The sequence below is a fragment of the Paenibacillus sp. FSL R5-0527 genome (assembly GCF_038008055.1).
In the GTDB taxonomy this organism is placed as follows: domain Bacteria; phylum Bacillota; class Bacilli; order Paenibacillales; family Paenibacillaceae; genus Fontibacillus; species Fontibacillus macerans.
Map to the genome: position 1 here is coordinate 229,953 of NZ_JBBOYI010000001.1, position 12,337 is coordinate 242,289.

General features: G+C 51.3%; 9 protein-coding genes and 2 pseudogenes. 5 read left to right on the forward strand and 6 right to left on the reverse strand.

Translation table 11 applies throughout. The features are described from left to right. Positions 1-96: 96 nt before the first annotated feature. Positions 97-2,007 (forward strand): S-layer homology domain-containing protein, encoded by a 1,911-nt coding sequence (locus tag NYE69_RS00980; protein ID WP_328272213.1) that lies wholly within the window; start codon positions 97-99, stop codon positions 2,005-2,007. A 78-nt stretch (positions 2,008-2,085) separates the two neighbouring features. Here the strand turns inward: NYE69_RS00980 and NYE69_RS00985 are convergent, their stop codons facing one another. The 6 genes from NYE69_RS00985 to NYE69_RS01010 all read right to left on the reverse strand — a co-directional run bounded on the left by NYE69_RS00985 (position 2,086) and on the right by NYE69_RS01010 (position 8,438). Continuing rightward, positions 2,086-3,420 carry an extracellular solute-binding protein gene (locus NYE69_RS00985; RefSeq protein ID WP_328272214.1) on the reverse strand — a complete coding sequence of 445 codons (1,335 nt, stop codon included), beginning with the start codon at positions 3,418-3,420 and terminating at the stop codon, positions 2,086-2,088. Between the two features lie 71 nt (positions 3,421-3,491). Continuing rightward, on the reverse strand, positions 3,492-4,652 hold the full coding sequence (locus NYE69_RS00990) for an efflux RND transporter periplasmic adaptor subunit (RefSeq protein WP_340922903.1): 1,161 nt from the start codon (positions 4,650-4,652) through the stop codon (positions 3,492-3,494). Positions 4,653-4,668: 16 nt separating this feature from the next. Beyond that, on the reverse strand, positions 4,669-5,541 hold the full coding sequence (locus NYE69_RS00995; protein ID WP_036618898.1) for a carbohydrate ABC transporter permease: 873 nt from the start codon (positions 5,539-5,541) through the stop codon (positions 4,669-4,671). A 29-nt stretch (positions 5,542-5,570) separates the two neighbouring features. Beyond that, entirely contained in the window at positions 5,571-6,491 is a 921-nt protein-coding gene (locus tag NYE69_RS01000; RefSeq protein WP_340922906.1) for a carbohydrate ABC transporter permease, read from the reverse strand. A gap of 155 nt (positions 6,492-6,646) precedes the next feature. Then, a complete protein-coding gene (locus NYE69_RS01005) occupies positions 6,647-7,744 on the reverse strand; it encodes a HAMP domain-containing sensor histidine kinase (protein ID WP_328269674.1) in 1,098 nt (365 codons plus the stop codon). After that, positions 7,737-8,438, reverse strand: coding sequence for a response regulator transcription factor (locus NYE69_RS01010; protein ID WP_328269675.1), 702 nt, complete (start codon positions 8,436-8,438; stop codon positions 7,737-7,739). The genes NYE69_RS01005 and NYE69_RS01010 overlap by 8 nt, the downstream gene beginning before the upstream one ends. 195 nt (positions 8,439-8,633) lie before the next feature. Here NYE69_RS01010 and NYE69_RS01015 point away from each other — a divergent pair. The 4 genes and pseudogenes from NYE69_RS01015 to NYE69_RS33570 form a co-directional block, all read left to right on the forward strand. Next, positions 8,634-8,783: pseudogene (locus NYE69_RS01015) on the forward strand (Tn3 family transposase); the annotation flags it as partial. Between the two features lie 78 nt (positions 8,784-8,861). After that, entirely contained in the window at positions 8,862-10,187 is a 1,326-nt protein-coding gene (locus NYE69_RS01020) for a transcriptional regulator (protein WP_340922915.1), read from the forward strand. 264 nt (positions 10,188-10,451) lie between these two features. Then, positions 10,452-10,832 carry an AbrB/MazE/SpoVT family DNA-binding domain-containing protein gene (locus NYE69_RS01025; RefSeq protein WP_328269676.1) on the forward strand — a complete coding sequence of 127 codons (381 nt, stop codon included), beginning with the start codon at positions 10,452-10,454 and terminating at the stop codon, positions 10,830-10,832. 760 nt (positions 10,833-11,592) lie between these two features. Next, positions 11,593-11,759 (forward strand): annotated as a pseudogene (locus NYE69_RS33570) (transposase); the annotation flags it as partial. Positions 11,760-12,337 lie beyond the last annotated feature (578 nt).

Sequence of the window (12,337 nt, forward strand, 5' to 3'; positions counted from 1 at the left end):
TTACATATTTTTTGAACTATTATATATTTACTTTAACTAGACTTTCAGACAGCCAGAGGGGAAATGAAAGATTACAAGTTGAGGGGAAGAGCTTTCTTGAGCAAAAAGCTTTATATCAAGGTAATCACCACGGCAGCCCTGCTTAGCGCCTGCGCACTGCCGGCCCATGCGGCAACCACTTTCACGGACATCGACGGCTCCTATGCCAAAGATGCGATCGTGAAGCTTGCGGAGTCCGGGATTTTGAACGGCAAGGGCAACGGGAAATTCGATCCGACAGGAACCATTGAGCGCCAGGATTTTGCTATCATCCTCGCCAAAGCGCTGGGACTGGATGTGTCGGCGCCCCCGGCGTCGGCCACCTTCCAGGACGTGCCCGCGGCCAATTATGCCTATAGTGCCGTCGAAGCCGCGGTCAAAGCCGGTTTGATAAACGGCTACGGTAACGGCGTTTTCGGCAATGGCAACAATTTATCGCGGCAGGATTTGGCGGTTATTCTGGTGCGGGCGCTTGGGGTTGATGCGGCCGGTAAAGCGGCGGACCTGAAATTCAGCGACGCAGCTTCCATTTCCGGTTACGCCAAAGATGCGGTCGCAGCAGCCGTTGAATTGGGCCTCATCTCCGGCTATCCCAACGGCACGTTTAAACCTGACGGCAGCGCGCAAAGACAAGAGGTGGCTTCGCTCACCAGCAAATTCATCGAAACGCTGGACACTCTTAAAGGCGAGGATTCTTCTCCGGACACGAAGCCTTCCGAAGGTGATACGGACGCATCCAAGCAGCCTGAAACAACTCCTGCGGCAAGCGGGACGGACAGCGGCGGCGGAACTTTGATTGCCGGCCGCGAAAACAGCAATAGCAGCGGTGGCGGCAGTGGTACAAACCGGCCGGATACAACCGCCCCCACGGTCACGGTTGTATCCGCTTCACCGGTGAAGATCGGACAAGCCGTTGCCGTCAAATCCAGCGAAGCCGGCTATGTTTACCTTGTCCCGGCCGCCAAAAATCCGTTGACCAAGGCAGATTTGGATGCCCTGGTCTCCGCAGCATCCGCCAGCGGGGCGGCCGTTTCCGCAGCCGGCGGCATGGCCGAAATCCCTACCTCCGGCCTCACGGAAGGGGATTATAAGGTTTACGCGGTCGACGCCGCCGGCAATGTGTCGGCGCCTTCGGGACCCGTGTCATTGACCGCCGCCCAAGAGCTGCCGCTTGAAATCAAGCTGGCGGAGGGAGCCGCGCTTTATCTGAACAGCGTTCTTTTACCGGATCAGGCTGCCGTTACGATTTCATCCGGGGATACATCCGAATCCGAAAGAGCGGAATACTCCTACAACAAGCGGAATATCAGGGACTTCTTGCAAGTCAAGCGCGGTGAAACGGCCGGAAGCATCAAATACGCTCCGGAAAAAGGCGCCTTCAACGTGACCGATTCGTCCACCAATGCCGTGATCGCTACGGTTACGCTGAGCACATACTCCGATCTCGTTTCTATTATTCCGTCCAACGACGGGATCATCATGATTCCTGCCAAGGAAGCGACGGAAAACACGGAAGCGTCCCTGTTCTTTAATCTTTGGGAAAACGGCGTCGTGCTCGGCAGTCAGGAACTCCGGATTACGTTTGACGAGACGCCGCCAACCGTAACCGGCAGCACGTATAACGAAGACGGAACGATTAGCTTAACCTTCAGTGAGGATTTGTCGGTTTCGCCGGACTTTGGCGGCATCACGCTTGATTTTTCGGCCAGCGGCGACTTCACGGACGAGGACACGAAGCACTTGAATCCCTTCGGAGATTACACCGTGACGATGCTCAGCCGCCATGAATTCAGAATCGAGCTGAACCCAAGCACGGCTGCTTACCTGAAGCTCCAGAGCCCAGGCAGATTCCGCATCGTCGCAATCGGCGGTTGGGATTTTGCCCGGAATCCCGTGATGCTGTCCGAGCCTGTCTTTATCGATATCCCGGGGGAGGCGGAGATCACGCCGGAGGAAGCACCGAAGTAATACCTGAACGTGATCTTCTTCGTGGAGGCGGAAAACGGGGATATGGTCCGGTTCATGAACCGCCATATCCCCGCTGCTTTATTCGTTCAAAAAGGTCGTCACGCGGTTTTGAATCAATTTTGCCGCTTCCTCCGCGGATTTTTGCCCGCTAAAGAACGCCAACGATTCCTCACCCACGATGGCGATCACCTTCCCGTCGAGCTGCGAATATTGGTCCACCGTATCCAATAGCTGCTGGAACCGGGTGAATTCCTCATCCTCCGCCTTCACGGCTTTTCCGTCAGGCAGTTTGTAGGTGCCTTCCCCGATTTGCTGCTTGATCTCCTCCAGCTTTTGCCCGTTCACCGATTTGAGCAGCGAAAATCCGCTGCGCTCTCGTATAGATTGCGCCTCTTCGGACAGGAGGAAGCTCACCAGCTTCCAGGCTTCTTCCGGGACGGGCGTCTTCGCACGGATGCCAAGCTGGGTAAGGGGAATGATCCGCATCGCGCCGGATTGCTCCGCGCTGTGGGGCTTTTGCAACAGTTGCGGGTGGTCGAAGTACGCATGCGTAACGTTGATTACATCGGCCGGTTCGAACAAGACGGCGGAATAAAACAGCTGCTTGCCAAGTTCTGCCGGGTTCCCGGTCATGAAGCCGTCATCGTACATCTTTTTCACTTGCTGCAGCAGCGCCACGAATTCTGGCGAATCGAACTTCGCTTTTTTCGCCGCCGAATCCACGTATGTCCCGTAGCTGTCGACCACCATTTCCTGCGTCAGCATCTCCGGCGGGTAATCCGCCATCGCATAAATGCCTTCCTTGCCCTGCGTCAACGTCTTCGCAACATCGGCAAAATCCTGCCAGGTCCAGGTTCCTTCCTCGATGCCGGCGTCTTTCAACACCTCGCCGTCGCCGATAAACGCCCTCAGGCTAAAGCCGGCCGGAACAGCGTACAGGCCGCCGCTTTCCTTCATCGCTTTCAGCACATTCATTTGCACATCGTCCGTGTTCACAGTCTTATCCTGGCTCAACAGCGAATCCATGTTCAAAAGCAGGCCCTTTCCGACATAATCGCCCACCGGCAAGTTATCGAGCTCGAACACGTCTGCTCCTTGCCCCGAGAGCAACTCCGTATTGATCGACTTCCGGTACTCCTCCAAATCGCCGGGCTCACTCTCTTCTCCGGCTTGCTTGTAAGCCTGGACGTTCAAATCGATGTCCGGGTATTTCGCTTCAAACTTACGCTCCAACGCTTGATAAAAAGGAGTCATTTCCTGAACCGATAAGGTCAGCCGGGTTTTGCCCCCTTCCTGGGCAGGCTGCTCTTTCTTCCCGCCCGTCTCCGGCCCTCCGCCGCCGGCTCCGCATGCGGTCATCGCCACCGAAAGTATTAAAGCTCCAATTAGTGTCATTGCCAACCGTTTTTTCATGGGATATACCTCCTTGTTCTCCTCACATCTTTATTTAAAGTCCGTGTTCAAAAAGTCAGGTTTTCAACAATTTATTGCAAACGAATCTGGTTGCCGTCCTGCAACGGCTCGCTGCTTTCCAGGATAATCAGGTCTCCTTCATACAGGAGATCCGCCGGAATCATCGTTTCCCCTTCGTTCACGGCGCTCGTTTCGATCGGCACCTTGCGGGCCACAAACACATTGCCCAAAGCGCCCAGCTGTTCCTCCACCTTGAAAATAAACCGCTTTTCGCCGTCGCGATGAACCGCTTCGTTCGGAAGCACCCAGCCTTTGTCGGAGGAAACCTGCTCCAGCTTGACCGAAGCCTGCTCGCCCCCTTTCAGGCCGGGATCGGCCACATGGATGCGCAGCAGCTTTTGCGGCACAGCCTCCTGCGTTCCGGTACCGTTCTCCGACGAACCGTAGATCCGCGATCCCGCATCGGCTATTTCTTCGATCGTGCCCTCCAGCCTGTACGCCAGTTGATCGGCGGCCTGGGCAACCTCAACCTCGATGTTCTGCCCGACCCTGGTCCCGAGACGGCCGATCAGCGGCCCGTCGACGGCAATCTCCAGCAGGTATCCCGCGCTGCCGCTCGATACCACCGCATCCGGCAGTCCCGCCGAGGCCAAGCCCTCCACCGCATTCACTTCCTCAATCACCCCGTTAAACGGGGCCAAAAGTTCCCGCTCGCGGTTTAACTGCTCCTGCAGCCCCGCGATTTTCCGCTCCTGCACCGAGATATCGAGCTTTCGCGTTTCCAACTCGCGTTTAGTCGTACGAAGGGCGGAATCGTCTCCGCTAACCGTCGCCTGAATAAATTGATCCTGAACGTTTTGCAGCGCGATTCGTTGCTTCTTTAGCTCTGCGAGCTCATCCTCAAGCTCACGCTCGGCGGCGCCGCTGTCGTAAAGCACAAGCTTCTGCCCTTTTTTAACCGCTTCGCCTTCCTTCACGAGCACTTCCCGGACCTTCCAGCCCGCCGGATTCGCCAGCTCCGCCTGCTTTGCCGGCCGTAAGATCCCGCTGCCCTCCAGCTTGTATGTAAGCCCCCCGGCCGCCGCCTGCACCGTCCGGACCTTCGGTAAGGTCACCGATTGGAGCGTGTTGCTGAAAAACGTGAAAAACAGCAGTTCCCCCATCAGCAGCATAAAGACGGTGAAAATCAGTTTTTTCCGTTTACGATCAGCCTGCTCTTTCGCTAACTCCATCGTTTTGCATCCCCCCTTATCCCTTGATCCCGGACAACTGCACGCCTTCGATGAAATATGTCTCCGCATAGAGGAACAACAGCACCATCGGAGACATGTACAGCATGGATGCGGCAAAAGCCGTCCCCCATTCTCCGCTTAATCTCGATAGAAAGACCGATAAAGGCTGCTTGAGCGGGTCCAGAAAGATCAGCGGCTGCTCGACCATATTCCAATAATCGACGAACAGCAAGACCACTAGCGCCGCCAGTCCCGGTTTGACCATCGGCAGGATGAGCGCCAGGAATATCCGCGGATGGCCGGCGCCGTCCATTTTGGCGGCTTCGATATAAGCGTAAGGGATATGCAGCATGAACTGGCGCAGCATGAATACCCCGAACGCGGCGAACACGCCCGGCAGGATCACCGCTCCCGGGCTGTGCAGCAGCCCCAGCTTATCGGCCATGATATAGTTGGGGACCAGCGTCACCTGAAAGGGCATCAGCATCGACAGTAAATAGACCAGGAAGAGCGCGTCACGTCCGCGAAACCGCAGTTTGGAAAGCGCATAGGCGGCCATCGCCGCCACCGCCGTTTGTCCGGCGATGATCGGCAGCACCAGTCCCGCGGAATTCCAAAACATCACCAAATATTTCGGGGTATACACCAACAGCCGGCCGTACTGCTCCAAGGTGACCTGGTCCGGCACCCATTTCAGATTGACGAAGGTTCCGGCACCGGTCGAAGTCACCTCCGTGAGCTTTCCGATCACCCCGTAATTGATCTCCAGCTCCTGTTCCGTCATCAGCGAATTGGTGAACGTAATGACGACCGGGAACAGCAGCAGCAAGCCGATCACCCCCAGGAACGCCGTCAGCAGAGCTTTTTGCACCGCTTTGATCACTTGCACGCCGTCCGCCTCCTATTTGTACAAGTTCTCTATTCCATAAACTTCCGGTAGCGGCGCTCCAGCCCGAACAAGACCAGGACGATCGCCAGGATGGCGGCGACCATCAGCACCGCCGCGGCCGTCAGCTTCTGGATGTTTAACGAAACAAACATGTTGTTCATGTAGTGCTGCAGCATGTAGATGCTGTCATGCGGGTAATCTCCCGCGAGCAAATACGTCTCCCGGAACACCTTAAACGAATTGATGATCGATATGATGACCACGAAAAACGTCGTTGCCGTTAAGTAAACGAGCGTGATGCCCAAAAACCGGCGAAAGGGTCCGGCGCCTTCGACCCGGGCGGTTTCGTAGTAATCCTGCGGAATTTGCTGCAGGCCCGCCAGGAACAAAATGACGTTGTAGCCAACGTTCTTCCACAAATACACGACGATGACTACATACCGGGCGGCGGCGGTTTTCATCCAGTCCACGCGCTGGATCCCGAAATGGCTGAGCGCATAGTTCAAAGCCCCGTTCCACTCGAACACCACCTGCCAGATGATGATGACCGAGGCGACCGGCACCACCAGCGGCAAGACGTAGGAGGTGCGCAGCCACTTTCGCAGATAGATTTGCCGGTTCAACAGCAGCGCCAGTCCCAGCGACAGCACCAGCATCAGCGGGACACCAAGCGCGCTGAAATAAAACGTGTTGGCCGCCGCTTTCCGGAACGAATCGCTGGACAGGAGCTCGCGGTAATTCGCCAGGCCGACGAAGCTTCCGCCGGAAGTGCCACTCATGAAGGAATACATCAGACTCATCCCGAACGGAATCAGATAAAACACCGCAAACCCGGCCGCGCTCGGCGCCAGAAACAACCACGCCGCCGCCCCGTCCCCGCGCAACGGGCGGGCCAGGCCCAGCCGGCGGTTCAGGCCGTTCGGCGCACGCAAAAAACCCCGCTTCTTCATCTTCCAGTCCTCCTGCAATCATGCCTTTAAGCATAGGGCAGACTTTTAAAATCAAAAGTGGGGTAAATCTTAAATTTTTCTTAATTCGATGTCGAATCTTGAATTCAGCCGGATGGGGCATATGCTTTCATAAAACCTACTTTTTGAACACGTATTTAAATCCCTAATTTTGGCAAGCGCACTTCAAACTGCGTACGGATGACATCGCTTTGCGCTGAAATGGAGCCCTCATGCTGTTCGATGATATTTTTGGCGATGAACAGGCCGAGACCGGTGCTGCCTCCCTGATACGTCCGCGCCCGGTCGCCGGTGAAAAACATGTCAAACAGATGCGGCAGCTCATCCGGCGGAATGGAATCCCCGTAATTGATGACGCGAATGACCGCGTTTCCGCCTTCCAGCCGTCCGTGGATATCGATGAACCCGCCGTCTTTACCGTAACGGGCGGCATTGGTAAATAGGTTCTCGAACACGCGGGCCAGCAGGTCCCCGTCCCCGGAGATCGTCAGCTGCGGCGCGAGGTCAAGGCGGACGGTCAGCCCGTTTTTTTCGAACAGGGGGTACAGTTCTTCAGCCAATTGGGCCAGCAGCTCGCCGAGATCGAGCGGCCCGTGGTTCAGCTTCAGCTTGCCGTAGTTCATCCGCGTGATTTCGAACAGCTCGTCGATCAGCTTCTCCAGCCGCTGCGATTTGGTGTAGGCGATAGAGGTGTAATGCTTCATCTGTTCGGCGCTCAGATCTTTGCCCTGCAGTATGAAGTCCAGGTACCCGATCACGGAGGTCAGCGGCGTTCGCAAATCATGGGCCAGGTTGAGCACCAGCTGCTCTTTGCTGGTTTCGGCGAAATCGCCCCGCTCCACCGCCTGCTGCAGTTTTTCGCTGGCCAGGTTGATGTCCCGCGCGATATCTCCGAGTTCGTCTCTCGACGGAACATGGACCCGGTTGGTGAAGTCGCCTCCGGCCAACTGGTTGATTCCCCGGGAAATCTCCCGGAAATAAGCGACGTAACGACGGGTCAGCAGATAGAAGTAGAAAAATGAGATCGGAAAAAAAATAATCAGGAACACGTTAATATCGCCGATATCTCTGATCGTTTCGCGGATTCCGAACATCGGATTTTCTCGAAACAACGTATGGTAATACCGCCGTAACACCAAGTAAATCAGAAAAGTAGTGCCGGCGGACAAGAGCATACTCAGCCCGAACAACTTGATCATTTGAAAACGGAAACTGCGGAATTTGGATTTAACCATCGAACGTGTAACCTACCCCCCAGACGGTTTTGATCAGCCTGTGTTTGTATTGGTCCTCTCCCAGCTTCTTGCGCAGGGTGCGGATGTGCACCATCACCGTATTTCCGCCTTCGTAATAAGCCTCGCCCCACACCTGCCGGAAAATATGCTCCGAGCTGAACACCTTCTTCGGATGGCTGGCCAGCAAATATAAAATATCGAACTCCTTGGGCGTCAGCTCGACCCGTTCGCCGTACAGGAATACGGTCCGCTCCTCGGGATGGATGACGAGCCCGCCGGCCTCCAGCACGGGAATGCCCGCCTGCGCTCCCGCCGACGGGTTAAGCTGAATGAAGCGGCGCAGCTGCGCGTTCACCCGGGCCACCAGTTCCATCGGGTTAAACGGTTTGGTCATGTAATCGTCCGCGCCGCGAACCAGCCCGGTAATTTTATCGAGGTCACTGGCCTTGGCGCTCAGAAAAATAATCGGCAGATGATGCCGCTCGCGAATTTGCCGCGTAGCCTCGTACCCGTCGAGCCTCGGCATCATGATGTCCAGAATCGCCAAATCGACCGGCTGCGTCCGCACGGCGTCAACCGCCTGCTGCCCGTCGGATACCTTGATGCAGCGGTAGCCCTCTCTGACCAGATGCAGCTCAATCAGATCGGCGATCTCCGCCTCGTCATCAGCAATCAGAATCGTGATTGGTTTCATCGCTTGGCTCTCTCCTTTTCATGGACAGCATAACCGAGATCAGCCTGCGATTTCAAATGGTATTAGTGATAATCATTTACTACTTCCGTTCTGTTTTTCATTGATAGTTTCGTTGGTTGCATTTGTTTTGTTGTTAATAGAGTGGTTTTTTGGAAAAAAATAAATTTATATTAATGATTAGCGAAGAGCTGGGGAGATTCGGGCTTGAATGTTGTGGAGAATTGAAACTCGGCGAACAGTTTCATTTTTTACGGAAAAGGCGGAGAAATAGCTGCCAACCGGTTAGAGGATCAGGAGATGACCGTACTGTCGCTTCACCTCCTGAAGAACTGTTTGATCTACATCTAGTCAATTATATTGACCATTGTTTAAAAGATGGCTATATTTATGATATATTCCCAAAATTTATCAGAGGTGGTTGGTTTGAATGATACAACCACGATTCTCGGAGCGCTGGAGCAATTTTCAAAACAGAATGGGTTAAATATTAGTCAACTATCCAAGCAGGCCGGATTGAATACGGGCACGATGAGTGCTATTTTACACAGTCAGAGAGTGCTTTCCGTGCATCAACTTGACCGGATTACTACGGTGATGAATCTCCCCGATGGGCATTTTTATGAGCAGTACATCCAGGAGTGCTTGAATGAAGTGGCGCCGAATTGGCGCAGAATCAAACCTTTCTTGTACCGGTGCGCAGAGTTGGATAAGCTGGATTGCATTAAACAAACCGTAAATCTATTGCTGGATAACCTTGTATATTCATCTCCCTTGTTTGAGGTAGCGGAAGATTTAATTGCGCAAGGAAAACGGATGGCAGCAGCGATTCTTTACGAGAGTGTAGCGCTAAGCGAAAAAAATCAGCATTCAGAGCGGTTGGCTTATTGCCAGTACAAGTTGTTCCTAACTAGACTCGGGTCCGATCAGGAACAAAACTACCGGGCGGCGATCCAGTTTGAGCCTTTCGCGGAGCGGCTTGATGAAATCGACCAACTGGATGCATTGAAGAATTTGGCGGATACCTATCGTTCTTTGCGTCGCTGGGATAAGGTCCTTAAAATTAGCAAAAAGCTAAAGCGTCTAGCTAAAATTCAGTACTCTTTGTCCCACTCCCGGAAAAAGAATAACCATGACCTTGTTAAGAAACTGCCCCGGCCACTATTTTTTTATGTTGTCTTTGGTAATATGCTAATAGGCGATGCGTATTATGAACAAGAGGATTATGAATTGGCCCTGCAAATTCTCAGTGAAGCTGCTGATTTAGCATGGGTCAAGGAGACGGATAAAGAAACACTACACTGGAAGAACTTGTTTCAGGAATGGACTCAAGCGAATACTCTGTTGACCAAGTTAATGGCTGGCGATGTAGAGTTGCTTCCGGAATATGTGAATTACTTCGAGAAGAAGGAAAATGAAATACTTACGGGGTTATGGAATATCATGATAGTAGCTAACCGATACAAGATTAACGTCGATCATATTCTTGCTAAGTTTGAAAGCGTATTGTCTAACGTTCTGGAACAGGAAGAAAACGAAATCTATAATCAACAAAATACCGATAATCAGCTCATTGGTTTGCTAAATGAATTAACTGACTATTATTTATTCAGAGAGAATTATGAACAAGGATTTAAATCATTGATGGATGGCCTCAAAAAATCTACTATGATAAACGACGAAAGCTCTATACGTCAGAGTGTGAGACTAATGAATGTTTTAGAAACGTTGCATCTGCCAAATCGAAGGTAGAGATCATCATTTAATGGAAATGTGGAAAAGGGTATGAATAAAATACTCTGTTGTACGCCATTAATTTTCTATTCCTATTGGTGATAAGTGTAGGAGTAAGTGCAGGACCACTTATGGGGACGCTCGGCTTACATGTTGGAGGTTAATTCGAATCTCTATCATGATTTTTAGATGGCAAGTCGCTATAATTTACACATCAGCTAAAACCACCGGATTCCACACAAGGCTCCGGTGGTTTTTCTACCAGGAGCGGGGGAATCAGGAATGATAAGAAGCATCGGGATTGTCAGGCCACTTGATGAGCTTGGGAGAATCGTTATCCCTATTGAATTACGCCGTTTTATTGGGATAGGCCAGGGCGATACCATAGAGTTTTTTATTGACAATGCATCCCAAAGAATCATGATGCGCCCGTACCGGACACAAGAGTGCCTGTTCTGCCAATCGATGGAGCAGCTTATATACTTCCGGGAACGCTTCATTTGCGCGGCATGCTTACAGGAACTGTTCCCTGAACAGCAAGCAGGGAGTCAACAATCGGCTAACCTGGAAATTGCGGTGGCGTTGGAGAATCGGAACGATCCAGACTCAGGAGCTGCACGGCGGCCCCGGCAAAAGACGAGTGTTAATCCGAAAGCTCAATGAAGTGATGGCTATCTATCCATCTGAAAATCAATCCAAGTGGGCGGAAAGGATCGGCGTTTCGCCGTCGAGAGTCAGTCAACTACTTCGTCTTATGAAATCAGCAGAGAGCTAATAGAAAATGTATGTTTGAGACATACATACGAACGTATGCTATGTAACCGGCTGGAATAGAAGCGAATATTCATCAACGGAAAGGCGTTCCTGGAACATGGGGAATGCCCTTCTTCAAGTTTCTCTGGAAATGGAATAAAAAAGTCGAATTATAACTCTTTTTGCTTTGCATTGGAAAAATTCAGTCGTTTACTGGATATGTACAGACTCGTATTACCATATTTCCCAAAAAGAGATGGTATATGAACTAATTTCGAATAAATCTATTTAGGTTTTGTTTTTTCTTAGTTTTTGTAGTAGTCGATCTAAAATGAAACCAACAAGATACCAGAAAGCTAATGTGGTGAGATAAACTACCGTCATTGGAATATCTGCTTTTCGTACAAAAAGAGAGGATTCGTATAACCAGACCAACGGACTAAATATGGCCAATAGTATGTTGTAATCATCATTTCCCGAAATATTTATAACAATAACGAAAAATGGAATTAAAACTATCCAAAATCGAAATGATTTCATTAAAAAACGAATGGGCTTCATTATTTATACCTCCAATTTACATTTGACCTAATATCGAATTGTCTAACTGGCTACACAAATATTATACAGAAGTTAAATAAGACCGTTGTAACAACTGTTACTTCTCGCTGAAACGATGCAGAATTGGCAAGAAGAGATCGTGAACTACCATCCTGTCGCTGGACAAACGCAACAGTCGAAGGGCTCTATAATCGCATCAAGGTTTATCGACGTCGTCATTACTTCACAAGACACTATGGGCGCTACAAAACCGGCATTCTTGTTGAATGTAACCGATCGTGGCAAGAAATATCGGCAGATCAACATCCACTGTCCGGACGCTTTGCACGATTATCCCGTTTGATCCGGAAGCAGAGAGGAAGATAAATTCAGGAGAAGAAAATAGGTTTGGGAGAAGCAGCATGTTCGAGATCGCTAGACAGGTTTGTAAGAAGGAGGTTTATGGAGAAGTAAAGCAGACCTGACGGGAGGAATGGGGCAAGACACCGAAAAAAATGAAAGGACCGTGATTAGCCTCACCCTCTCCCCTCTGAATAAAAGGGATAATTGTGCAAAGCAGCATGCAGGGATACCAAGACACGAACGCTATAGATAGCCACCTCAGAGCCAAAGTATAATTTATTTTGTCAAGCACTGATCTCGGTTTTGAGCCTCTTTATTTAAAGAAAATTGGTGAAGGTGATATATTGCGATAAACGAAGACGTTGATATCTTTAGAGAGGAAGCTAATTAGGGATTTGTAAATTTATTTTTATTGGCATCTAAATCGTAGCATAGATTGTTTTATTTTTACTCCAAAAAGGGGCCGGCCGAAGTGATAATACTTCGGTCCGCCCCTACACTTGGTTCGAACA

Bases quoted from the DNA above. Each gene is read 5' to 3' on its own strand.
- NYE69_RS00985 (WP_328272214.1), bottom strand. From the start codon at position 3,420: ATGAAAAAACGGTTGGCAATGACACTAATTGGAGCTTTAATACTTTCG.
- NYE69_RS00990 (WP_340922903.1), bottom strand. From the start codon at position 4,652: ATGGAGTTAGCGAAAGAGCAGGCTGATCGTAAACGGAAAAAACTGATT.
- NYE69_RS01000 (WP_340922906.1), bottom strand. From the start codon at position 6,491: ATGAAGAAGCGGGGTTTTTTGCGTGCGCCGAACGGCCTGAACCGCCGG.
- NYE69_RS01005 (WP_328269674.1), bottom strand. From the start codon at position 7,744: ATGGTTAAATCCAAATTCCGCAGTTTCCGTTTTCAAATGATCAAGTTG.
- NYE69_RS01010 (WP_328269675.1), bottom strand. From the start codon at position 8,438: ATGAAACCAATCACGATTCTGATTGCTGATGACGAGGCGGAGATCGCC.
- NYE69_RS01025 (WP_328269676.1), top strand. From the start codon at position 10,452: ATGATAAGAAGCATCGGGATTGTCAGGCCACTTGATGAGCTTGGGAGA.